The organism is Pseudomonas sp. YuFO20, from assembly GCF_035064975.1.
GTDB lineage: Bacteria > Pseudomonadota > Gammaproteobacteria > Pseudomonadales > Pseudomonadaceae > Aquipseudomonas > Aquipseudomonas putida_AE.
On record NZ_JAXDEO010000031.1, the window covers coordinates 21,662 to 44,352 of the forward strand.

Annotated in this window: 19 protein-coding genes and 1 other RNA gene; 12 read left to right on the forward strand and 8 right to left on the reverse strand. The window is 53.7% G+C overall.

Annotated features, from left to right (window positions below; genetic code table 11):
• Nucleotides 1-4 precede the first annotated feature (4 nt).
• A complete protein-coding gene (dnaX, locus tag SOP85_RS18280; RefSeq protein WP_323627772.1) occupies nt 5-2,062 on the reverse strand; it encodes a DNA polymerase III subunit gamma/tau in 2,058 nt (685 codons plus the stop codon).
• 123 nt (nt 2,063-2,185) lie between these two features.
• Between dnaX and SOP85_RS18285 the strand changes: the two genes are divergently transcribed.
• Nucleotides 2,186-2,938 (forward strand): substrate-binding periplasmic protein, encoded by a 753-nt coding sequence (locus SOP85_RS18285; RefSeq protein WP_323627773.1) that lies wholly within the window; start codon nt 2,186-2,188, stop codon nt 2,936-2,938.
• Here SOP85_RS18285 and SOP85_RS18290 read toward each other — a convergent pair.
• On the reverse strand, nt 2,905-4,635 hold the full coding sequence (locus SOP85_RS18290; protein ID WP_323627774.1) for a putative bifunctional diguanylate cyclase/phosphodiesterase: 1,731 nt from the start codon (nt 4,633-4,635) through the stop codon (nt 2,905-2,907). The genes SOP85_RS18285 and SOP85_RS18290 overlap by 34 nt on opposite strands.
• Nucleotides 4,636-4,907: 272 nt before the next feature.
• Between SOP85_RS18290 and SOP85_RS18295 the strand changes: the two genes are divergently transcribed.
• From SOP85_RS18295 to SOP85_RS18340, 10 genes are all read left to right on the forward strand, one after another.
• On the forward strand, nt 4,908-5,222 hold the full coding sequence (locus tag SOP85_RS18295; protein ID WP_046819450.1) for a helix-turn-helix domain-containing protein: 315 nt from the start codon (nt 4,908-4,910) through the stop codon (nt 5,220-5,222).
• A gap of 412 nt (nt 5,223-5,634) precedes the next feature.
• Nucleotides 5,635-6,942: a site-specific integrase gene (locus SOP85_RS18300; protein ID WP_323627775.1), complete on the forward strand. Its 1,308-nt coding sequence runs from the start codon at nt 5,635-5,637 to the stop codon at nt 6,940-6,942.
• Between the two features lie 684 nt (nt 6,943-7,626).
• Nucleotides 7,627-8,061 carry a hypothetical protein gene (locus SOP85_RS18305; RefSeq protein ID WP_323627776.1) on the forward strand — a complete coding sequence of 145 codons (435 nt, stop codon included), beginning with the start codon at nt 7,627-7,629 and terminating at the stop codon, nt 8,059-8,061.
• A 219-nt stretch (nt 8,062-8,280) separates the two neighbouring features.
• On the forward strand, nt 8,281-8,703 hold the full coding sequence (locus SOP85_RS18310) for a hypothetical protein (protein ID WP_323627777.1): 423 nt from the start codon (nt 8,281-8,283) through the stop codon (nt 8,701-8,703).
• A gap of 381 nt (nt 8,704-9,084) precedes the next feature.
• On the forward strand, nt 9,085-10,434 hold the full coding sequence (locus SOP85_RS18315; protein WP_323627778.1) for a helix-turn-helix domain-containing protein: 1,350 nt from the start codon (nt 9,085-9,087) through the stop codon (nt 10,432-10,434).
• A gap of 506 nt (nt 10,435-10,940) precedes the next feature.
• On the forward strand, nt 10,941-11,861 hold the full coding sequence (locus SOP85_RS18320) for a hypothetical protein (protein ID WP_323627779.1): 921 nt from the start codon (nt 10,941-10,943) through the stop codon (nt 11,859-11,861).
• Between the two features lie 639 nt (nt 11,862-12,500).
• Nucleotides 12,501-13,055: a tyrosine-type recombinase/integrase gene (locus SOP85_RS18325; protein ID WP_323627780.1), complete on the forward strand. Its 555-nt coding sequence runs from the start codon at nt 12,501-12,503 to the stop codon at nt 13,053-13,055.
• Between the two features lie 567 nt (nt 13,056-13,622).
• Nucleotides 13,623-15,029, forward strand: a complete 1,407-nt coding sequence (locus tag SOP85_RS18330) for a DUF3696 domain-containing protein (RefSeq protein WP_323627781.1) — start codon at nt 13,623-13,625, stop codon at nt 15,027-15,029.
• On the forward strand, nt 15,026-15,928 hold the full coding sequence (locus tag SOP85_RS18335) for a hypothetical protein (RefSeq protein WP_323627782.1): 903 nt from the start codon (nt 15,026-15,028) through the stop codon (nt 15,926-15,928). Before SOP85_RS18330 ends, SOP85_RS18335 begins: the two co-directional genes overlap by 4 nt.
• Before the next feature lie 109 nt (nt 15,929-16,037).
• On the forward strand, nt 16,038-16,256 hold the full coding sequence (locus SOP85_RS18340) for a hypothetical protein (RefSeq protein WP_323627783.1): 219 nt from the start codon (nt 16,038-16,040) through the stop codon (nt 16,254-16,256).
• Between the two features lie 139 nt (nt 16,257-16,395).
• On the opposite strand, the gene SOP85_RS18345 is transcribed toward SOP85_RS18340, so the two are convergent.
• From SOP85_RS18345 to SOP85_RS18360, 4 genes are all read right to left on the reverse strand, one after another.
• Nucleotides 16,396-17,484 carry a type I restriction endonuclease gene (locus SOP85_RS18345; RefSeq protein ID WP_323627784.1) on the reverse strand — a complete coding sequence of 363 codons (1,089 nt, stop codon included), beginning with the start codon at nt 17,482-17,484 and terminating at the stop codon, nt 16,396-16,398.
• Between the two features lie 270 nt (nt 17,485-17,754).
• An RNA gene (gene ffs / locus SOP85_RS18350) (signal recognition particle sRNA small type) lies at nt 17,755-17,851 on the reverse strand.
• A 399-nt stretch (nt 17,852-18,250) separates the two neighbouring features.
• On the reverse strand, nt 18,251-19,102 hold the full coding sequence (locus SOP85_RS18355) for an urea carboxylase-associated family protein (RefSeq protein ID WP_323627785.1): 852 nt from the start codon (nt 19,100-19,102) through the stop codon (nt 18,251-18,253).
• 15 nt (nt 19,103-19,117) lie between these two features.
• The gene (locus SOP85_RS18360; protein ID WP_323627786.1) at nt 19,118-19,771 is read right to left on the reverse strand and encodes a GntR family transcriptional regulator; all 654 of its coding nucleotides are present in this window, start codon (nt 19,769-19,771) and stop codon (nt 19,118-19,120) included.
• A 174-nt stretch (nt 19,772-19,945) separates the two neighbouring features.
• Here SOP85_RS18360 and SOP85_RS18365 point away from each other — a divergent pair, with 174 nt between their 5' ends.
• Complete coding sequence (locus tag SOP85_RS18365) at nt 19,946-20,518, forward strand: TetR/AcrR family transcriptional regulator (RefSeq protein ID WP_323608447.1); 573 nt, start codon at nt 19,946-19,948, stop codon at nt 20,516-20,518.
• Here SOP85_RS18365 and fabF read toward each other — a convergent pair.
• Together fabF and SOP85_RS18375 are read right to left on the reverse strand one after the other, a co-directional pair.
• Nucleotides 20,499-21,773 carry a beta-ketoacyl-ACP synthase II gene (gene fabF / locus SOP85_RS18370; protein WP_323627787.1) on the reverse strand — a complete coding sequence of 425 codons (1,275 nt, stop codon included), beginning with the start codon at nt 21,771-21,773 and terminating at the stop codon, nt 20,499-20,501. The genes SOP85_RS18365 and fabF overlap by 20 nt on opposite strands.
• A gap of 31 nt (nt 21,774-21,804) precedes the next feature.
• On the reverse strand, nt 21,805-22,599 hold the full coding sequence (locus SOP85_RS18375; protein ID WP_323627788.1) for an SDR family NAD(P)-dependent oxidoreductase: 795 nt from the start codon (nt 22,597-22,599) through the stop codon (nt 21,805-21,807).
• Nucleotides 22,600-22,691 lie beyond the last annotated feature (92 nt).

Genomic DNA, 22,691 nt, shown 5'->3' on the forward strand with positions numbered 1-22,691 from the left:
GTTATTAGCCCTGACTGACCAGGGCCTCGACAGGTTCAATAGTATCGTTACGGATGACCGCACCGAACTGCTGCATCATTTGCTGGATGAACGGATCACCATGGATTGACTCCTCGGCCTCGCGCTGACGGTCGGCACGCCGACGGGACGCCGCCTGGGCCGGGGTTTCCTGCTCGGGCTTGATCAGCTCCATGGTCAGGGTCAGGGTGCGCCCGTGATACTGGTTCAACGCTTCGTTGAGGCGCCGCTGTTGCGTGGCGTTGAACAAGGCGCTGTGGGCCGGGTCCAGGTGCAGCAACCAATTGTCGCCATCGACGGCGATCAGCGTGCAGTTGGCGGCGATGCTGCCGGTCATGCCGGAGATCGGCAGGTTCGGGAACAGCTCCAGCCATTGCAGGGCCAGGCCGGTGGCCGGTGCTGCGGCAGGCTCCGGCTCGGGTTCTGCGGCCGGCTCGGCGGCGTGCTCGCTGGCCAACTCGTCGAGGTAGCTGTAGGCCGAGTCCATGTCTGGCTCGATGTAATCTTCGTCCAGCGGCGGCTCGTCATCCAGGTCCATGCCCGGCGTGGCGGCATCGACTTCGGCCACCGACGGCTCTGGAATGGGCGCGGCGGCCCACTCCGGCGCGTCCGGCACCACGCTGTCCGGCGTCGGCAGTGGCATCGGCGGCAACTCGGGCTGCTCGCTGGCGGTTTCCAGCACCGGCTCGACGGCTGGCTGCTGAACGACTTCCGGCTCGACCGGGTCATTCCACGGCAGGTCGACCACTTCTTCGACCACGACCGCCTCGACCACCGGCTCAGGCACTGGCTCAGGTACTACAACGGGAGCAACCGGCGCAGGTGCCGCAGCCACGGCTGCAACAGGCGCAGCGGTTACAGGCGCAACGACCGGCGTGGCAGCCACTGATTTGGCGGAATCAACCGTGGCCTGGCTGATCCCCACTGTCTTTAGCGGTTGCCTCGGCGCGTCCGCAGTATCGGCGGGGCGGAACGCCAGCATGCGCAACAGCACCATTTCAAAGCCGCCACGGGGGTCTGGCGCCAGCGGCAGGTCGCGGCGGCCGATCAAGCCCATCTGGTAATAGAACTGCACGTCTTCGGCCGGCAAGGCCTGGGCCAGGGCCAGCACCCGGTCGCGGTCGCCGTGACCGTTGTCGACGCCTTCAGGCAAGGCCTGGGCAATGGCGACACGGTGCAGCACATTGAGGATTTCCGAGAGCACGCCGTTCCAGTCCGGGCCCTGTTCAGCCAGGTGGCGGACCGCTTCGAGCAAGGCCTTGGCGTCGCCTTCGATCAACGCATGCAACACGTCATAGACCTGACCGTGATCGAGGGTACCGAGCATCGCCCGCACGTCAGCGGCCATGACCTTGCCTTCACCGAAGGCGATCGCCTGGTCGGTGAGGCTCATGGCATCGCGCATCGAACCGTCGGCGGCACGACCGAGCAACCACAGCGCGTCGTCTTCGAACGGTACGTTCTCGACGCTCAGCACATGGCTCAAATGCTCGACGACCCGCTCCGGGGTCATGTTCTTCAGGGAGAACTGCAGGCAACGGGAAAGAATCGTTGCAGGAAGTTTCTGCGGGTCGGTGGTGGCCAGGATGAACTTGACGTAAGGCGGCGGCTCTTCGAGGGTTTTCAACAGCGCATTGAAGGAATGGCTGGAAAGCATGTGCACTTCGTCGATCAGGTAGACCTTGAAGCGCCCGCGGCTGGGGGCGTACTGCACGTTGTCGAGCAGCTCGCGGGTGTCCTCGACCTTGGTGCGGCTGGCGGCGTCGATCTCGATCAGGTCGACGAAGCGCCCTTCATCGATCTCGCGGCACACCGAACACTCGCCACAAGGCGTTGAAGTGATACCTGTTTCACAGTTCAGGCATTTGGCGATGATCCGCGCAATGGTGGTCTTGCCGACCCCGCGCGTACCGGTAAACAGGTACGCGTGGTGCAGCCGCTGGCTGTCCAAGGCATTGATCAGAGCCTTGAGCACATGGGTCTGGCCGACCATTTCGCGGAACGAGCGCGGACGCCATTTACGTGCAAGAACCTGATAACTCATCGAAAACCGTCGCAGCGAAGGAAGCAGAAGCGGCTAATGCTAGCGGAGCAAGGCACAAATTGCATCCGGTGCGCTCGTCTAATCTGGCTAAGCTGCTCTTTGGAAGGATTTATCGGAGCGTTTATGCGGCTGGGCTTGGGGGCACTGCTGTTGATCAGCCTGGACGGGGCGGCCGCTGACGCGCCGCTGCGCTTCGTGATACCTGACAGTTGGGCCATGCCGATGGTGCAGCTGGAACGTGGGCGGCCGACCCAGGGCATCCTGTATGACGTGATGCTCAGCCTCGCCACCCAGGTCGGCGTACCGGCGCAGTTTCACGTATTGCCCCGCGGTCGGGTGCAGAGCGCCATGGAGCATGGCGAGGTGGACATTCGCTGCTACGCCGCGCAGTCATGGACGCCGAACCAGTCCGGCGACTATATCTGGAGCATTCCGCTCTGGACGCAACCTGACTTGCTGATCAGCCAATCCGGTGCTCCGACGTCAGTGAATCCGACTCACCTGGCCCATCAATCGATCGGCACGGTACTCGGCTACAGCTACCCGACCCTGCAACTGCTGTTCGACACCAACCGGCTGCAGCGCGACGATGCACGCAACCAGGAACAAGTGCTGGAGAAGCTACATGCCGGGCGCAACCGTTATGCGGTCAGCAACCAATGGACCCTGGACTGGTTCAACCAGCGATTGCTACCCCAGCAGCAACTGCAAAGGGTGGCGCTGCTGCAGGAACAAAACGTCGGCTGCTATGTGCGCAATGATCCCAAGGTGCCGGTGCAGCGCATTCTGCGCACCCTGCTGCGGATGAAGATGTCTGGGGAGATCGATGACATCATTCGGCTCTACATTGGCGGCAAGGCTGAAGCCAGGCCGTGACCGGTTGCCTGCGCCACCCGCCATTGCGCTGGCGCGACAAAACCGGCGACCCAGCCCGGCACATCGACGGCCGGCATCGGCTGCGCAATGAAATCCCCCTGGGCCACTTCGCAGCCAAGATGCAACAGCAGCTCTCCGTGCTCGATACTTTCCACCCCCTCTGCGACCACCTGGCGACCAAATGCCCGGGCCAGGCCGATCACGGCCGTGGTCAAGGCCAGGTCATCACCGTCGTGAACAATGTCGCGCACAAAGGACTTGTCGATCTTGATGGTCTGGGTGCGCAGGCGCTTGAGGTAACTCAGGGATGAGTAGCCGGTGCCGAAATCCCCCAGGGAAAACTGCACCCCCAGCGCCTGGCAGGCCTGCAGGCACGCACTGACATGCTGGATGTTCTCGACTGCGACCGACTCGACGATCTCCAGGTCAAGGCGCTGCGGCGCGACCCGATCGTGCCGCGCCAACAGGTTTTGGAGCCGCTCGACGAAATCCGCCCGCTGAAAATGCCGCGCCGCAATATTGATGCTCACCGGCCAGTCATGCCCATCCTGTCGCCATCGATCCAACTGGGCCAACACCTGATCGATGACCCATTCACCGATATCGATGATCAGGTCTGTCTCTTCCACTTGGGGTAGAAATTCCCATGCGCGCACCAGGCCGTTTTGCGGATGCTCCCAGCGCAGCAATGCCTCGAAGCCGACGACCCGGCCACGGCGCATGTTGACCTTGGGCTGGAAATGCAGGCGCAGTTCGCCGTCCACCAGCGCCTGGCGTACCCGCTCGACCGTCTCGTGAGTCGCCTTGACCTCACGGTCGCGGGTAACGTCGAATATATGAAAGCGCTTGCGACCGCTCTGCTTGGCCACATACATGGCCTGGTCGGCATGCCGCAACAGGGTCCCGGCATCTTCGTTATCGTCAGGAAAGAGCGTGACGCCAATGCTGGCAAACACATGGATGTCCTTGCCATGCAGCGAATACGGTACCGATATGGCTCCCAGCACCCGGTTCAGCGCCGCCCGCAGTTGCGGCAGATCGTGTACGTACCGCAACACCAGGACGAACTCATCGCCGGCCAGCCGCGCGACTACATCCTCGCCACGCACGATGTTGCGCAGGCGCTTGGCCACCTCCACCAGCAGCAGATCGCCCGTGGCATGTCCGTAGCCATCGTTGACCGCCTTGAAGCCATCGAGATCGAGCATGCACACCGCCAGCGCAATGTTCTCCTGGCGGGAGAACTCCAGCGCCTGATCGAGTAGATCCGAAAGAAACGCACGATTGGGCAGCCCGGTGAGCACGTCATGGCCGACCCGCCATTGCAGGGAATGCAGGAGTTGCCGTTTTTCACTGATGTCGAACCGAATCGACAGATACCTCTCGACCCGCCCGGTGGCGCTATCGATCACCGGCACCATGGTGCTGTCGACCCAATACAGGCTGCCATCCTTGGCGCGATTGCAGATCTCGCCCTTCCAGATCTGACCCAGGGCGATGGTGCGCCACATCTCGACGAAAAATTCAGTGGCGTGCATACCGGAATTGAGCATGCGATGGTTTTGACCAAGCAATTCTTCACGGCTATAGCCGGACACTGCGCAAAACTGATCATTGACGTGGGTGATCCGGCCGCTCAGATCGGTCTCGGAAAAAATCGCGGCGGCATCCACCGCCCTGCGGTACTTCTCATCCATGAGTCAGGCTCGCTGTCGCTGGCGGTGGAACCCGTTCAAGGCAGCAACACCGATGCTGGTAATATTGTGCAAGAGCTCTCGCCGCCTTGCGTGAACGCGCACTAATGGCTTTTTCACATCGTTCCATAATCTGAAACAAGCTCATTCAATGTCGCATTAGCGCGGCAATTCTACGAAATACATCACATTTTGAAAAGCAAGGTGATGGATCATGCAGTTGTCTAATGCGAAAATCTATCGTTAAGTTCTTGATTCTAAATGGGAATTGAGCGATGCACATTTCAAGTTTGGGTCCAGCCATCCGGCGGTACCGCAAGGTCGCGGGGCTTACTCAGGCTGAACTAGGCGAAAAAACCGGTTTTGACCCCAAAACCATCAGCCGCTTCGAAACCGGCACCTATACCCCCAGCGTGGATGCACTGTTCATGTTTGCCAATGTGCTGGGGGTGAAGCTGAAAGCCTTTTTCGCCGACCTTGGCGATGAAGACGAACAGCGGGCGTATCTGTTCGATGTCATACATAAAGCCCCCCCAAAGGATCTGGGAAAGCTGATTGCAGCGGTTGACCAGGCCTTGTCCAAGCCTTAGAGCCAGAAAAGAACAAAGGAGACCGACGTGTCGCGCTCGACAGGTCGCCCTCCTTTTTCCATGTCGCAGGAAAATCACGGACGACAAAAAACCGCTATGGGCAGATGCCATGGCAGTACAGGAAAAATGGTTCGAGGCAGATAACGCGAGAGAGGGTCTCGCGGTTCGTTAAGGTGGTAACCCCACCAGCCACACCCCGGCACACAATGTCACCGCTGCGGCTGCTCCCTTCCAGGCCTGACCGGGTGGCATGCCAGCATGCTCGGCAATCGTTGCGGGCCTTATGGGGTAAGGGTTTCAGGCTTATGAGGCTGCTGGATATCTAACGTGCGAACTCCCTGCACGGGCAGTAAAAGACTCGGGGTGTAGCCAGCACTGTCACACTTTGCTGTAACACTTTGGTGTCACACCCATGGCCTACCTAATCAAGCGCGGGGCGCTCTACTACCTCAATCTCAAGCTGCCCAAGCACCTCTTCCCGAGGTGTCACACTTTACGTTTGAGCCTGAACATCCGGCAGCGGCAGAGCGCCCTGTTCTTCGCCGCTTCGCTTGCACAACAAGTGCACAACCACTTGAACGTCCACCCCATGACTGACCTTCAGACGCTCCGTGCATTGTGTTCGGAGTGGCGAGACGCTGCTCCAACGCAGCCAATTCAGACTGTTCCAAGAAAGGCACCAGTGGTTACCGTGAAGCGGCACAGCGACGGCCCTACCCTCGCCACCTTATCCAAGCTCTATATAGAGGAAGGAAAACGTGGGGGTACGTGGCGTGAGGTCAGCACACACGAAGTCGAACGTTCATTGCGAGATTTGTTCGAACTGATGGGCGACATGTCCGTTGAAGCATTCGACGTACAGCAAGCCCGACTGTTGAAAGATCGTCTAAGTCGCTGTCCGCAGTACTTTGGACTACGCCCCGAGTATGAGGGCAAGACCCTGAAGCAGGTTGTTGAGTCTGGCGCCTCTTACAAAACCATCACTGCCGTTACTGTAAACAACCGTCTTCGCAAACTCTCGGCCTTCCTGAACTGGTGCAAGTCGAACGGGTACATCACTGACAATCCGCTGCTGGGACTCAAAGTCATGACCGGGTCTGCCAAAGAGGCCCGGTTGTCATTTGATCGTGAGGATCTGACCACCCTTCTCAACCTGGATGCACTGAGAGCAGAAGCCCGAAAGCATCCATGGCGTTACTGGCTGCCGCTCTTGGGTCGAGCTACTGGAGCACGACTGGAAGAGCTCTGCCAACTGCGTGTAGATGACTTCATCGAACAACAGGGCATCCAGTGCATCCGCATCGATGACAGCCGCGAAAGTCAGAACCTGAAGAACTCCAGCAGCCGACGCATTCTCCCCTTGCACCCCGCTCTGCTCAACTTGGGTCTGATGCAGCATGTCGAAGCAGTCCGGATCACCGGAGCAGATCGGCTGTTCCCTGAACTGGAAGCCGTACGAGGGAAGCTTGGCCACGCACCGTCAAAGTGGTTCAGTCGGTATAAGACCAAGCAGGGCATCACCGACCCGAGAAAGACGTTCCACAGTTTTCGGCACACGCTCATCGACGATATGCGGGACGCAGGAGTACAAGACTCGCTGATCAAACGGATTGCAGGCCACGAGGACGGAGCGGTGACGTTCAGTATTTATGGTAGCCGCAGCCCACTGAAGGCAATGGCGAACGCCCTTCATCACATCAGCATCCACGACCCAGCCTGACCTCAATATATCCAACAGCCGCAGCATGGAAGGCGGATGCTTGTATATAGATTTATGCATTTGCGTGCTTACGTGAGTGAGCGATTACTTACCTATATATGTGGGTACTTACCCATTACCCATTCACTTGGTCACCCACCCAGGTATTTGGGTAGGTGCTCAGATAAGTATTCCGGTGGGTGTTCAGGTATTTGGGTAGGTGCTCAGATAAGTATTCCGGCGGGAATTCAGGTATTTGGGTAGGTGCTCAGATAAGTATGCCGGTGGGTGTTCAGGTATTTGGGTAGGTGCTCAGATAAGTATTCCAGTGGGAATTCAGGTATTTGGGTAGGTGCTCAGATAAGTATTCCGGTGGGTGTTCAGGTACGCAAGCAATTAATTAAGCGAGCAACCAAATGACAAAATGACCAAGCAACCAAGCCATTGAATTATCAAGTAACGCGCATAAAAATAATTTTTTAAAAAGTATTGACAGGGAACCATTAAGCCTTAAGACTTCATCCAGCTGGACCGGCTCAGCCGCTACAGCAAAAAATCTCCACTCCAAATCTAAAGAACTCACAAGAGAGCCAGATAGCACTCAACAACAAGTTCAACCCCGCTGGCAAACATCGCACATATAAATTAGCATGCGACGATAACTATTCTTAGTGATATCGGCGCACTAACCCACCCAAAACTTTAATGGCCATTTCAGAAAACATGAATATTGCTAACCCCCAAGAGAACAGTAACCGTACTGATTGTGATCCAGAAAAATTGGCAGCAATTCTTAACGCGTTTCTCTCGCCCTACTGTGGAATCGCTACAGAGGCTGAGCCTTACAAGATCCATCAAATGTATTTCCTGATGACAAACGACATGGAAATTACCGGATTTACCTATGAGCCTTCTATTCATGAGGGACAGCACTGCGTAGCTGCGAGCGAAGCCGAATGTGATTTCATTGTGCAATTCCAGATCAACTGGCCGGACTCCAACTTACATTACTGGCAGCTTGAGACTTATCGGGCATATCACAAAGCTCGAAAAGCCCTTTTTGACATCAAGCAAAGTTACCCAAAGAAAAAGCGTCGCGAGCATATGGCCAAGATTGAACGACTGAAAAACTTGACCTAACTTTCCAGAGTCGTAGCCAAGACCAAGAGCAAGGATTCATCTATCTAATCCTGGCAGGCTTTTCAATCAATTAGATAAAACCTACTCCAAAAGCATTTAGAGCCCATATACGCACATATTGAATAAGCCGTCTAAGACCCCCTTTAACAACAACCATTACCCCCCTCTCACTTCAAGTACAAGCACGAAGTACTATGAGAGACTGATAGGTATTGCCTTATGAAAAATAAAACGCCATTCCCAACAGCAAACCACAAAGATCACTTTATCTATGACAACCAGCCATTCATTAACCCTGAACATGGAGAGCTCTACCCAATTCAGTGGGCTACTGTAATAGACACCACCCTAATAGATTCCAACGATTATGATGAGGATGTCTATATCACCCCTCCCTCTCACTACTTCCAGATCACTCCCAACGGGGAAATAAGGGGTGTAACACATGATTACGATGATCATGAAGAGTATTTTTCGGTAACTGCGGATAGCTCCGACGTGGTTTTTCTTAAACTATTTACCAATCAATACCCTCACCTTACGCCGACGCTATCATCCCTTCTTCACTATCGGAAAGACCGGACATCCAAAATGAGGGAGGATTACTTAAAATATAAAAACAACATCTTAAAAGATGATTAATACCATCACACACAAACAATCAGTGAACCTTCATTAACCAGCCCCAGCTCCAAAAGTTCGCTGAATCGGGAAAACACGGCTTACAATTATTCCCCAACGACAAGCTTCATCAAAAGCTGCCAGAGCGTTGTTGAGACTTCACATACCTTTGACCAGAGACTCATAGCTCTGGCAGTGCATTGTTCCGCCCTGAATTCAGTTAATCACTTCAAAGCCAAAACGTTTATGAAAGCCATACACACATTAATTGCACCGCCAGGTGCAGGAAAAACATCTTGGCTAATTAACCAACTGGCCAAGCTAAACGATCAATGCTCTGTACTTGCGTTTCCAACCAAGATTCTTTCAGCGGAAGTGCAAAGCCGAATGCAGGACCTGAAGATGGATTTCAATGCCATCGATAGCAGTACCGTAAAAGGCTCTGTCGTGAAGTGCCTAGAAGAAAGCCTGCTCAACCGCACCCACAGGATTCTCATCTGTACCCACGAGTCACTGCGGTTGATCAACCCTGAGACCGTGCATGGATGGAGACTGTACGTAGATGAAGTCCCGACAACCTGGGATTGTTCGACATACAGTTTCACCGATCTCTCCTACCGTAAAGCGTTTGGCACCCTCACCGATGTGACTAAAATAGGCGACAAGAGCAGAATAAATGCGAAGGAAGATTGCCGTACTCTAATTGAAGGACTGGCCAACGGAGACGATTCAACTCTTACCTCTGATGCACGCAGCATTCTCAAGGCACTGCTTGATTGCAGGTATGTTGTTGAAGTTGAAGAACTCGACGCCAAGCTGAAGCGAACCATCAGAATCATTGGAATCAAACATTACATCCCTGCATTCGCTGCAGCAGAGGAAGCGGTAATCATGGGTGCCGAAGTGGAGAAAACACTTCTTGGAATTATCCTGAAAGGAGCAGGCTGGTGCATTCGCCCCATCGAGGCAAACATAGATTTTACTGGGTATGGAAACAAGGTAGAGATTCACCCGTTCTTCAGGAACAGGTCTTACTCAAAGAGATCAGCACTCATGAAGGCAGGCAAGCTTTATCCAGACTATCAAAAAGATTGCTTGCTAGATGCATGGCTGAAAGTCGATGTATTTAGAATAATCGGAAGCAGAAGAGCGATCCTAGTAGCACATCAGTGGTGCAAACCTGAACTACCAGTTCCGCAAGGCCACGACGATAGTAATATAAAGTTCATCCCCATCGACAACAGAGGCATCAACGAATATTCCGAATACAACATTGCTATTTGCCTACAGCACGGGAATATAACCCCAATGGAACGCAGGAGTCTGTACACACTTGCAGAACTACTCTCTATCGAGAGCACAGTAACCCCCAATGAAATCAAGGATGCAGTGAAGTACGAACGATTCTACGAGTCCACCCTTCAATCTGCTTGCAGAACTGCCCTGAGGTCAAGAACAAGCCTCTCCAGCATCTTGTTATTTGTACAAGACCTCGATATCGCAAACTTCCTTGCTGAAAACTTAGGTAATTGCGAAATTAACGAAGCGTTCTCTGAAGATTACATCGCCCCAGAGTCAGCATTGAAAACAAAGAAAGAGAGTCTAAAACAGAAGGCAATATCCCTATGGGAGAAGAAGTACAACATCGATGACATCGCCAAAGAGATCGGGAAGACACCGAGAACGGTAAGGAACTGGCTTAGTCCATACCGAAAGTTGCAGCAAGCAGGCCGAGTGGAAATTTCTTCTTAGAGATTCTTTAAGAGGTTTTTTCCACCGCAAGCAGCTCGCATCCGCCATGCGAAGCGCCGTAGAGACTATTACTACGTGACGGCATGTCACAGTACACCGGAACAGTTGAAGCAAAAAGCCTTCGGGGCTTTTCTGCCCCTGCCTGCCCCAATGATTAAACGTTAAGCCGTGAGGCAAGATAACAGTTCTATTCTAGGGTGGAGTGGTGCTGCACCACCCGTGACCTTGATGCTAATCATGCCGAACCGCATAAGGAGCGTCAAAGAACTCATCACTAGTGTGCAGGGTTGCTCCATCGGCAAGCCATATCAGTAGTTAACCAGATGGACTAGAGGACACTAACTAGAAGTACCTTAGTATGCAGCCGTTACACTGAAGTGTCGACCAATGAGACTTATCGGACATACGGAAATTGTTTTGCCAAGCACCAACCTTGTGCTCCACCTACTTAGTTTTCGCTTATCGGTACGGCTAGTTGGCAGTACCAATCTCCTAAGGATTACCTGATGTCTACCAAGAGAAAAATTGCCTACGCTCATCACCTGCTCGGCTGGGAATACGATGGCGGTAGCAGAGAGGCTTTAAAGGCGAGCCGGCAAGTCACACCGGATGAGTACGAAGAAGAGATGGCGGGTAACCTTTTCTGCCCTAGTTGCTATACGAACGTTGAGCGGACCCCAAAGGAGAAAGACCTTTTCACCAATCGGCGTGCCCCTTTCTATCGCCACCTTAGCCGCTGGCAGCACGTAGGTTGTGTTCTGAGAGCAAAAAAACCAGAAGGTAAACGGTATGACTCATACGAGGAGGCTAAGCGAGCAATCGACCACGGACATCTAACAATCGTGAAGGAATTTCTCCAGTCCAAGCCAGAGATCGAGCTTACGCCAGGTGCCGAATATGATGAAACCCCTGTTGAGGATGTTAGTGGACCGCTGTCATGGGTACCGATAGGGCGGCATCAAGGAGAATCCTTCCAACTGCCGAGCAAAATAACGACTGTTGCGGGGATTTGCTGCAACTTCGAAGTAAACAAAGACAAGTATTTCTTCCTTCCTGGCGCTCAGCACGCGGTCAAACTGGCTGAACTACTAACGAACGTGACCGAGCTGACTTTCGACATTCTGAACATCGAACAGTCGCCCAAGTTGTACTTCGGGAGAATCAAGAGCAGCTGGAACGCGGGGCAACACTCAAACTCGACACGTATGACTCGGATCGAGTGCGATTCAACGATCCGTGATTTCACTGTCAAGTATCCAGATGGAGACTGCAGAGACAAGGGTATAAACGACGATTCGACTGGGCGGATCGTTATGTTCTACGGGGTCATCACCACGAATGGCAGTGGATTGGGTGTGGAAAGACTTGCTTGGGGTGAGATCGCGCTAGTGCCGGGCAAATACAATGATTTGCTGATGCCAGACTAGCCAGCGCTCGAAGCAGGGAAAAGTGAGGAGATATCAATTGGCGATCGCTTCCACATCTGCAACGAGAGCGGATGGGCCGGCAACCGGTCCAGTTAACAGAGTCGGTGGAGGGGATCGAGTCGGTGAAGCTTGGCGATTTCAGCGGCGGTTTTCACGACCTGTTCGCGAAAGAGACGGTTGAGAAATCAACCGACCTAAATTTAGAAGCTATAGGCGGAACTAATCCAAAACTACCCCCTCGCCCCCTGCCTTGCTCCGCTCCCAAGCCTGCACCCTTATCGAAAGCCCGGAAACGTTGGAGTTGCAAGCAGAGGGGCTAAGCCATACCCCCGCAGCACGCAGCTTTACTAGCGACTGCAAAATTTCCCGTGGTCGCTAGCTCACTGAACCAGCAATCGCCACTTCCTGCACTACATCGGCGCTTGCCAACCCATCGGCCACCGGCCTAGGTCCGTTAGTTATCACCCGTGGGCTACTTTCCGCACAGGAGTTAATTGCGTGTTAAGGTCACAGGATCGCTTCTAATTAACAGAATGGTATTGTGTTAATTAGCGAACCTACGGAAACACTGGACCTCACATGAAGCCTCATGGTCTAATTAACACATAATCGAAAAATACTACGGAGTGTTAATTAGAGATGAACATCGTAGAAGCGGTGAAAACAGAAGGCGAAGCCGAAACCATCTCTCGCAAGCTGACCAAGAACGCGAGGGGCAATTCCCTGTACGCGGACATCTGGCGGTTTGGGGTCAACACTGCCCTTCGCATTAGTGACCTTCTCAGCCTGACCTTCGAGGATGTGCAAGGCGACAGGCTGGTGATCAAGGAAGGCAAAACCGGTAAGACTCGCGTTATTGACCTGAACAGCTCTGTTAAGTCCATCGTCGGGCGTCGTAGGGCTGCTCACCCCTCGCACACATACCTATTCGAGGTAGACAGCAACCGAGCAAAGGGCAAGTCCGTAAGCCGTGTCTCAGTGGCTAATGCCTTCAAGGCCGTTGGCGATGAAATGTGCCTGCAACTCGGCACTCACTCGATGCGCAAGACTCGCGGCTGGTTGATGTACAACGGTGGTGTGTCCATCGAGAAGATTTGCAAGGTACTGAACCATTCCACCCCAGCTGTCACGATGGCGTATATAGGCATCACACAGGCCGAAGTCGATGCGACCTATCATGAGTTCGTGTTCTAGACGCTGTAAGGTCCCGCAAGTACTACAAGCCGCCCACGGGCGGCATTTTTATGGTCGTGATATTTTGATTTTGTAGCCGCTGATACCGAGGTGGCACGGGAATTGCGCTTAACCTCGAACCAGCCGGTGCGGAATTTCCTCAGTTTCACCAGATAACCCTCTGATATTACGTCCGCAGATTTGCGGGTGATTTCCACCAAGTGCTGGTGTAATTTTTGAGAAATTTGGTTGTTCCGAAATTGTACTAAACATGACCAACAAGCTAAATCGCAATGACCGGCAAGGAGCTGCCGACTGCTGCTGACGGCCACAGGCAGAAATCGACCCAAAAACTGTCGCTGAATTCGAGCTCTGTGATCCACTGGAAAAACCAGGTGGTAACCGATACGATGACTCGCATAGCATATTGCCACTGCGCCTTACGAGTGAGCAGGCTCTGTAGTGTCGCGCTTAACGTACAGCAGATTGACTCAAAAAAATGCATTGATGCCCCCCGCTAGCAGGAGCTTAAGATGAATATTGCTATTCCCTCTCTCCGTACCGCCCAATCAAAATCGGGTTCTTAATATGATACAAAAAATTGGCTTCGATAATTTTAAACGTTTCAAGAGCGAAAGCCTTGACTTAGACAAACCTATTACTCTGCTGTACGGTGAAAATAGTTCGGGGAAGTCATCTATTCTTAAAGGTCTTGCTGCGTTAATTCAAACATTTAGCTGGAGCAGGAATAAGCACGAGCCACTCGTGGCTCAAGGGGAGTATGCAAATCTCGGCATATTCAAAGACTACGTGCATGCTCACGACACATCTAATAAAATCACTATATCCATTACCACACCTCCTGCGCATTGGAATCCGACATTGGAGACCAACTCTGGAAAAGCAATCAAGTATATAACAAGATTATGTTATGATAGATCGCCATATACGGAGCAGGCACGAATATACTCGATTGATACTTCAGCGATCTTTAGCGATGATAGTCGCGTAGAAATTTTCAAGCTAAAAAGGGCCGAGACAAAATCCTACTATACAATAGTTACTAATTTTGAGACTTTGAAAAGAGAGGTAACTGTATATAGTCATTTAAAGATCAAGGCGACAGACAAGGAGATAAAGCGCACTGCTGCTTTAAAGACCAAGCTTTACTACACGGAAGGATTTACATTTAATCTTGCATCGGGCAGCAAAGATGATGTTTCCCTATTCAAGATACGATTAATGGATCGTTTTATATATGCCTTATTTGATATTCCGGAGAAATACAAATACTTGGGCCCTCTTCGCTCCAGCCCCAGCCGAAGCTACACTCTATCTGCGGCAAGTTCTGATGTTGGTCCAAAAGGTGAAAACACTCCTTCTGTAATATCATATCTTAAGCGAAGTAGCGAAAGTATTAAGGCAAACAAAGAATCATACAAAAAAATCCAACATTGGGTTGATCTTCTCTTCCCTGGAAGATCAATCGCTGTCGAAGATTATGAGGAACTGGTCAAACTAAAGATTACCCGTGGTGGAATTGCAGACTCAATTCAAGATGTGGGGTTTGGTTTCTCTCAGGTTCTACCGATTGTTGTACAAGCTGCAGCCTTGGGAAAAGATCAGTGCATGATTATCGAACAGCCTGAGCTGCATTTGCATCCTCGTGCTCAAGTAGCATTTTCGCAGTTTCTGGTTGAGGCTTGCAGGGAGGGGAAACGCTTCATTATTGAAACTCATAGCGAGCACATACTGCGAGGACTGCAGCTGGCAATATCAGATAATTCTATAGATGAGAAAGTCGGAATAAAAAAGGATGACTTGAAAGTTTACTACTTCCCGAGCGAGCTGGAAAAACGAGCCTTTGAAATCAAGATAAACTCTGACGGGGAGTTGATTGATGGTTGGCCGGCAGGTTTTTTTGATGAGTCATACAATCTCACAAAAAGAATAATTAACAATAAAATCAGTAAGCTCACGAGGCAAGAGGCATGAGAGCGGTAATTGAGAAAAAAGTCTTACAGGACAGCTTCTCTGGTGCCCTTTCAGATATTTTTATTACAGCTCATTCGGCTGTGCTAGGTGTTACACCTGCAATCATACAAGAATATCTGAGTATTTCAGATGGCGCCGGCATGTTTAAAGAGTGGTTCGATAAAACATTCAGCACACAAAATAATTATTACTTTATCGCACCGGAGAGCTTGAGCAAGTATCATTTGAATGTTGCGTGCATACACTCGAACTATATTGGGGCTGCGTTTCATAACTCAGGCCCCATAATTGCTGACTCGGCAACGCCATTTAATGTGCTCTCACCATCTTCGTGGGGCGTATCAATAGTTGATGCAAAAAGCTATAAACATTCGACCGTTGCTAATCAGGCAGGCTCGAAGGTTGCCGAAATAATTTCACTTGTGCCTGCAGGAAATGTAGAGCCGGCGATTTTAAAAAAATATCTACTAAAAGAAAACAAAATACTTATCTTTGACAAGAGCATTAATTTAAGTGGTGCGGATTTTATATGCGAGATTACAAAGTTCGTCGCACCTAAATGCAAGATTATAGTCATGTCGAATTTTAGTGGCAGCGTGAATAGGGGACTGCTAAGTCGACAGGATCTTGAAGTGTACCTAAACAAAGGAAAGGTTAATGGTACAATTGAAGTGCTGCAGGCAGACAAGGCGACGATAGGAAAATTCCATGATAGGTTTATGTTTTTAGGTGATCGCTTTCAACTTACTTTTTCTAGCGGCGTGGATTGCTTTGGAAGAACTCCTACTTGGGTAAATTCCGACGCAGATATAACCGTACACTGCGTTCATAACTCAGGGGCTTATATGGAGTTCGGTGCTGGAGTTCGCAAGAATTTCAAGCTTAAGTCGAAAGGATAGTATTGGTGTTTCGCCATTGCCCGCATAGAGGCAGTGGCGAATACCCTAAATTATAAAGTTTTATATGCAAACTCTTTAGCTTCCTGCCTCATCAATCAGGGACATACCGATGTCAGATAACTCAGAAGCCAACATCGCCACAGCGGACGCACTGACCTTGCTACTGCACAACCAGCACGCCATAGGTGCGGCCATAGAAGAGATCACCAAGTGGCTCTCAGAGAACGGAGTGGGAGGTGTGGCCGCTAACGCAACGACGGCAATGGAAACGCTGGACACAAATGCTCAAGCCATCACAAATACGATTATGCGGCTACGGCAGTCCTAGAGATCATCACCTGCTTCGGAATGATGATCTCTTCGGTCTTCACCTGCTACAAGCTGTGCGGATACCAGCCATAGCTGTAACTGCCTCACTAATTAGCTTGGCGCTTCGATCGTGCTACCAGATGAAAGAAAGCTACTGATCACTCGTAGTACGAGATAGCCCCCCTCAGCTGTTCTGCAAAGCCGTAGATGTCATCCACGGAAGCTATGGGATGCCGAGTCTCGCTCTTCTCATGATCAAAAATGCCGATGTACTTCTGGCTCCGATTGAAGTGAAGACGGCAAATTGGTTTGCGATTGTTGTCATCCAGCAGAATGCCGAAATAGCTTTGCGTATCCCGGTGAACAATCCGTTTCGCGTCCACTACCGCCCTGACGATAGCCTTTACGATATGAAAGCCTTCCAGCTCATCAAGCGTCGTTTGGACCAAGTCTTCGCCAGACTCTTCAGGGTGAACAGGCTCACTTACCGACTCGCTCTGCACGGAAGCTAACGCATATGAAGGTTGAACTGCACCACTCATTGCCGACTTCAGACGATCATTCACCTGATCCCCCAAGAACTGAATAGCGGCCTTACGCGTTAACGTAGTGAATTGATCTCTGACCTTCTGCGTGATAATTCCATCGTATACGCGAGTTGCGAAGAACTTCACAAAGTCATCAGAGGGCTGACTGAACTGTGAAGCCATCTCTTTTTTGATCTGCCCGACGTACTTCAACTCGCCAGCAGCGCTGATTATTGAATCAACGTCGAAGGCGGACTTGGTCAGCTTCTGAAGCTCAGGAAGAGCATGCTCATCCACATCCAGAAGATCCAGCTCAAGGAAGGGTTTCTCATCCATTTTGTTCGGAGCATCGAGGTCAGTGAAGAACCTGTAAACCTGACCATTGGTAAGGATCGAGATGCGGGCACTGGTGACATGGAAATACCGGAAAAGCTGACTCGCGTGGTTGATGTGCAGCGGCTCGCCGATCTTCTTGCACTCAATCAGTATCTGAATCTCGCCATTTTTCATGATGGCATAGTCAATCTTCTCGCCCTTCTTTGTACCCACGTCGCAGACGTACTCAGGGGTGACCTCAGAAGGGTCGAAAACATCGTAGCCCAGGACGGAGTTTATGAAGGGCATGACAAAGGCGATCTTGGTCGCCTCTTCCGTTTGGATTGCCGGGCCCTGTTGGCGGATTTTGGCGGATAACGCGTTCAGTCGCTCTACGAATTCCATGTCTCGCTCCTTGCTCAGATGCCTCATCCTAGTGGCAGCCCACAATACTGGCAATTGCAAATCACGTTTTGCCTGACAAAGAAGATCCATGGAAGCCAGGGCGAGCAAATTGCTGAGAGCACACCGATGAGAGCGAACTTGGAGAGAGTGTTGGAGCAAGCTAGAATGCGAAGCAAAGTGCACCACTTAGGTGTACCTAAACGCTGTCACACTTCGAGTTTTTTTACTGATAAATCCTTGTAGAATCAAGGATTTAGAGATAGGTGGTAACCCCACCAGCCACACCCCGGCACACAATGTCACCGCTGCGGCTGCTCCCTTCCAGGCCTGACCGGGTTCACGGCTGATCGTTGCGGGGGGACCGATGGGGTCACCATAACGACGCTCACCTGACGGCGAGCCGCGCCATTGTACCTATCTGAGACGAAGTTACAACCGTTCGAGCGGATTAAAAAAAATGAACTGGTTCAAGGACATGCAATAACCTTGAAAATCTCGTAGTAAAGATCGAGATCCGACGCATGCCCCCCTGTAGGAGCTGGCTTGCCAGCGAAGGCGCCCTCAAGTTCGCCCAATCACTCACGACCGTACCCAATCTATTGTGGGAGCCGACCTGCCAGCGAAGGCAGCCTCAAGTTCGCCCAATCACTCACGACTGCACCCAATCTATTGTGGGAGCCGGCCTGCCGGCGATGGTCGTTAAACGATAACGCGTGTTAACTGGCTCACCCCGGCGCTCTTGCGTTTTTTGCTGGCAAGCCAGCCCCTACACCTCCCAATCCGCCTTCGCAATCTGCAACCCATGCAACCCCTTGTACGCCGCACGCTCCGGCTGGCTCCACCCCTCGAGCAACGCATCATCCAGGCGATAGACCTCCACCCCCAGCGGCCGGCACACACTCAGCGGATCCTGCGCATCCGGCCCCCACATGGCCAGCGACAGATCGCCACCCGGGCAGGTCGACAATGCACACAGCAAATCGATCTCGGCGAAGAACTCCAGATAATCACCCTTCTGTGCCGGACAGGCCTTCATGAAATACATGTCATCGTGGTTCAGCCCCGTGCACTGGAAAATGTTCAGCACGTCATGCACGTCGAATTCGGTCAGGCCGTGGGGCATTACCGCGCGGGTCAGGTTGGAATGACAGTGATGATGGAAGTCCTCGCCGGTGAGCATTTTGTTCACATAGGGATCACAGCGCGTACCCAGCAAGTCGTGCAGGCGGCCGCCATGTTCATCGATACCATAAGCGGCGAGGCTGTCATCGGTAATGGTCACCAGCGGCCGCAAAAAAGGCAGGTTCGACCAGAGTCTGTCGTGAGTGCTGACGTGCGCGCCCTGCAACTGCCGGGTCCGCGCCGCCCACAAGCGTTCGCGCGGATCGTTGGCGTTCCACACATTGAAGTCCCCCACTTGCGGCCCGACCGGCGTGGTGACACGAAACACATGCCCGGCCGGGACCGTCCAGGCACGACCGGTGCGAATCGGCACTTCGAACGACTCGATCAAGGTGCGCCCGTCCTTCGCGTCGCGAACCCGCTCGTAGAAGGCCTTGTCCACCTGCAAGGCCGAGCCTTTGCTGACTTGGTAGGCCGCCGGATAGTCTTTGTACATGGCACAGATCCTCGATCAGTGATGGGAAGCAGGGGCAAGCATTTGCAACAGCAAGTGTTCGGAATCGTCGAGATACAGGTTCATGGCATCTGCGGCCCCTCGCTTGTCACCCTCGGCGAGCAGCTCATGGATCTGCCTATCGCGAGCCAGCCAGGGCGCCTGAAAACGTGATTCATCGGGGGCGGTGCAGAACACCAGGCGCAACTGCGCGACCACGTTGGTGAAAAACTCATCGAATAACGGACTGCGCAACAGCCCGACGATATGTTGGTGAAAGGCCAGGCCATGGGTCCCGACGGCGCGCCAGTCCTCGCGGTCCCGGGCCAGCTCGGTAGCCTCCAGGGCTTGGAGCATGCGATCGGACCGAGACTCGCACAGGGGCCGGCTTGAACCGATTGCCTGCAATTCGAGCGTACGACGAACCTGGAACAGGTCCCGCACATCCTCGATCCCCAACCGGCGCACCATCACACCCTTGTTGCGCACATAGCGAGTCAGCCCCTCCTGCCCCAAGCGATGCAGGGCCTCGCGAATGGTATTGCGCGAAGCGTTATAGGTTGCCACCAGATCGTTTTCCACCAAGGCCATGCCGGGCAGCAAGCGTCCACCAATGATGTCGGCGCGCAACTCCAGCGTGATGTGATCGGCCAATGACAGTCCGCTGCTCATACCCGTTACCTCGGATTGTTCAACAATCGATGAGGAGTGAGTAATCACTATTCGTGCCATATTCCATTGGCGTTTCAATCAAGTTCGACGCATCTGCATGCTTTTTAGAAATAGAAGTACAGTCACCATCCAATTTTCATTGGTTAATATGGCGCATTGATGTGGAGATATCAGATGCGTTATTCGCAGGACCATAAAGCCCAGACCCACAAACGCATCATCAAGGAAGCTTCCGTACGCTTTCGCCGCGACGGCATCGGCGCCACCGGCCTGCAGCCCCTGATGAAAGCGCTGGGCTTGACCCACGGTGGCTTTTATTCACACTTCAAATCCAAGGACGAGCTGGTGGAAAAAGCGCTACAGGCTGCCGGGGATGAAGTGGACGTCCGGTGCGCTGAGCTGTTCGCCCAGGACCGGCCCTTGGAGGCGTTCATCAACGCCTACCTCTCTGAATGGCACCAAACCTCGCCCCACGAAGGCTGCCCGCTGCCGACCATGTCTTCGGAACTCGGCATGCGCGGCCAGCCGAGCCCCACTTCAGACGTGGTACTCCATGCACGATTGCGCCAGATTGAAAGCACGCTGGAGGGCGAAAACACCGAGCACCGCAGCATCGTCATCATGTCCACGTTGATCGGCGCGCTGCTGCTTTCGCGCAGCGTCGAGAATCCCGAGCTGGCCGCTGAGATCCTCGAGGTGACTCGTAGCTATCTCAATCGATCCGGCACTAGCCAGCCCAGCGTTTGAACAGCACGCTGGCGTTGACCCCGCCAAAGCCGAAACCGTTGGACAACGCGTACTCGATCGCCATCGGCCGAGCCTGGCCATGGACAATGTCCACGCCCTCGGAAGCCGGATCCGGGTTATCGAGATTGAGGGTCGCCGGCACGATCTGATCGCGGATCGCCAGCAGCGTGAAAATGGCTTCGATGCCGCCGGCAGCACCGAGTAAATGCCCGGTGGCCGACTTAGTCGATGTCACCGCAATGTCGTTGTTCGAACCGAACAATGACTTGATGGCTGCCAACTCTCCCAAGTCGCCTACCGGCGTCGAGGTGGCATGTGCATTCAGGTGCTGAACCTGCTCAGGCAAAATTCCCGCCTGTGCCAATGCCAGTGACATCGCCCGGCGTGCGCCACTGCCATCCTCAGGCCCCGCGGTCAGGTGATAGGCGTCAGCACTGGTGCCATAACCGACCACTTCTGCCAGGGGTTGAGCCCCCCGGGCCAAGGCATGTTCCAGGGATTCGACTACCAGAAGGCCAGACCCCTCGCCCATGACAAAGCCATCGCGATCCCGATCGAACGGTCGCGAGGCGCGCTCCGGGGTGTCGTTGAACGCGCTGGACAAGGCACGCGCCGCCGCAAAGCCGGCCAGGCTGACCCGATCGATCGCCGCCTCCGCGCCGCCACACACCGCCACATCCGCTTCACCACAACGAATCAGCCGCACCGCATCGCCAATCGCCTGGACTCCGGCTGCACAAGCCGTGACCGGCGCCCCCAACGGACCCTTGAACCCATGCTGGATCGACACATGACCCGCCGCCAGATTCACCAGGAACGAAGGAATGGTAAACGGCGACAAACGTCGCGGCCCACGGCTGTCCGTGGTGCGCACCGCATCGGCAATCGCCCCGAAACCACCAACACCGGAACCGATAATGGTTGCCGTGCGTTCCTGGGCCTCGCCTGTTTGCGCCTGCCAACCCGCCTGTTCGATGGCCTGGCGCGCCGCCTCCATGGCAAACAGGATGAACCGGTCCATCTTCTTCTGTTCCTTGGGCGGTGTTGCCCGATCCGGGTCAAAACCCGCCTCCGGATCCTCCGCCAGGGTCGGCACGGCCCCACCGACACTGGTCGGCAGATCGGCCACCACCTCGCCAGGCAAGGTGCGCAACCCCGAACGTCCGGCCAACAACCGCGCCCAGACCGCTTCGACGCCGCTACCCAGCGGCGACACCAACCCCATGCCTGTCACTACCACTCGACGATCACTCATACCACAACCACCTCATACCGGTTCGCCCGCGTCATTTGTAACGCGCGGCAGCCTTGCTTTTGGAAAGGTTAGGCGCCATGACGAGACGCGCCGCCACAAATGCATCCCAGTCGCCAGCATCCGGCAAGGACGGAATGGTGACCAACTCACCCTGATCCAGACCTGCCAAGGCTGCATCGACCATCTCCCCCGCCTCCATAACCATCTCCGCCGGAATCTGCGAAGCATCGATACCCGAACGCTCCCAGATCTCGGTACGCGTCACCCCTGGCAATACAGCCTGGACCTTGACGCCGGTGCCGTCGAGCTCTGCGTTCAACGACTGGGTCAGACTCAGCACATAAGCCTTGCTCGCGCTGTACGTCGCATTGAAACGCTCAGGAAACAACGCCACCACCGATGCAATGTTGATGATCGTGCCCCGCCCCGCCTTGGCAAAACCCGCCGCCGCAGCCGACGCCAAACGCGTGACCGCCGTGACATTCAACTGAATCATGCGCTCCAGCTGGTCCAGATCAGCATTGGCCAACAACCCATCCGCCGCCACCCCCGCATTGTTCAATAACAGGCTGATACTCGAATCACTGCGCAGACGCTGCTCAAGCTTCAGCACGTCATCCTTCTGCGTCAAATCCGCCTTGAGCACCTCGACCTGCACACCATGGGCGTCGCGCAACGCACTCGCCGCCGCTTCAAGCCGCTCCTGATCACGGGCGACCAACAACAAATCAAAACCACGCGCCGCCAGGCGCTGCGCGTAGATAGCGCCGATACCGGAAGAGGCGCCGGTGACGAGGGCGGTGCCTTGGGACTGAAGGGAAGACATGAGGTTGCTCCTGGGAGATGCCAGAGGAATGGACAGGCGCCAAATCTCAGCGCGCCTGGGCGGAAAGCCTATTTATTATATGCATAATTTAT

Excerpts from the sequence above, each read along its gene's own strand:
- dnaX (WP_323627772.1), bottom strand. The coding sequence starts at position 2,062 with ATGAGTTATCAGGTTCTTGCACGTAAATGGCGTCCGCGCTCGTTCCGC.
- SOP85_RS18285 (WP_323627773.1), top strand. The coding sequence starts at position 2,186 with ATGCGGCTGGGCTTGGGGGCACTGCTGTTGATCAGCCTGGACGGGGCG.
- SOP85_RS18290 (WP_323627774.1), bottom strand. The coding sequence starts at position 4,635 with ATGGATGAGAAGTACCGCAGGGCGGTGGATGCCGCCGCGATTTTTTCC.
- SOP85_RS18295 (WP_046819450.1), top strand. The coding sequence starts at position 4,908 with ATGCACATTTCAAGTTTGGGTCCAGCCATCCGGCGGTACCGCAAGGTC.
- SOP85_RS18300 (WP_323627775.1), top strand. The coding sequence starts at position 5,635 with ATGGCCTACCTAATCAAGCGCGGGGCGCTCTACTACCTCAATCTCAAG.
- SOP85_RS18305 (WP_323627776.1), top strand. The coding sequence starts at position 7,627 with ATGGCCATTTCAGAAAACATGAATATTGCTAACCCCCAAGAGAACAGT.
- SOP85_RS18310 (WP_323627777.1), top strand. The coding sequence starts at position 8,281 with ATGAAAAATAAAACGCCATTCCCAACAGCAAACCACAAAGATCACTTT.
- SOP85_RS18315 (WP_323627778.1), top strand. The coding sequence starts at position 9,085 with ATGGATTTCAATGCCATCGATAGCAGTACCGTAAAAGGCTCTGTCGTG.
- SOP85_RS18320 (WP_323627779.1), top strand. The coding sequence starts at position 10,941 with ATGTCTACCAAGAGAAAAATTGCCTACGCTCATCACCTGCTCGGCTGG.
- SOP85_RS18325 (WP_323627780.1), top strand. The coding sequence starts at position 12,501 with ATGAACATCGTAGAAGCGGTGAAAACAGAAGGCGAAGCCGAAACCATC.
- SOP85_RS18330 (WP_323627781.1), top strand. The coding sequence starts at position 13,623 with ATGATACAAAAAATTGGCTTCGATAATTTTAAACGTTTCAAGAGCGAA.
- SOP85_RS18335 (WP_323627782.1), top strand. The coding sequence starts at position 15,026 with ATGAGAGCGGTAATTGAGAAAAAAGTCTTACAGGACAGCTTCTCTGGT.
- SOP85_RS18340 (WP_323627783.1), top strand. The coding sequence starts at position 16,038 with ATGTCAGATAACTCAGAAGCCAACATCGCCACAGCGGACGCACTGACC.
- SOP85_RS18345 (WP_323627784.1), bottom strand. The coding sequence starts at position 17,484 with ATGGAATTCGTAGAGCGACTGAACGCGTTATCCGCCAAAATCCGCCAA.
- SOP85_RS18355 (WP_323627785.1), bottom strand. The coding sequence starts at position 19,102 with ATGTACAAAGACTATCCGGCGGCCTACCAAGTCAGCAAAGGCTCGGCC.
- SOP85_RS18360 (WP_323627786.1), bottom strand. The coding sequence starts at position 19,771 with ATGAGCAGCGGACTGTCATTGGCCGATCACATCACGCTGGAGTTGCGC.
- SOP85_RS18365 (WP_323608447.1), top strand. The coding sequence starts at position 19,946 with ATGCGTTATTCGCAGGACCATAAAGCCCAGACCCACAAACGCATCATC.
- fabF (WP_323627787.1), bottom strand. The coding sequence starts at position 21,773 with ATGAGTGATCGTCGAGTGGTAGTGACAGGCATGGGGTTGGTGTCGCCG.
- SOP85_RS18375 (WP_323627788.1), bottom strand. The coding sequence starts at position 22,599 with ATGTCTTCCCTTCAGTCCCAAGGCACCGCCCTCGTCACCGGCGCCTCT.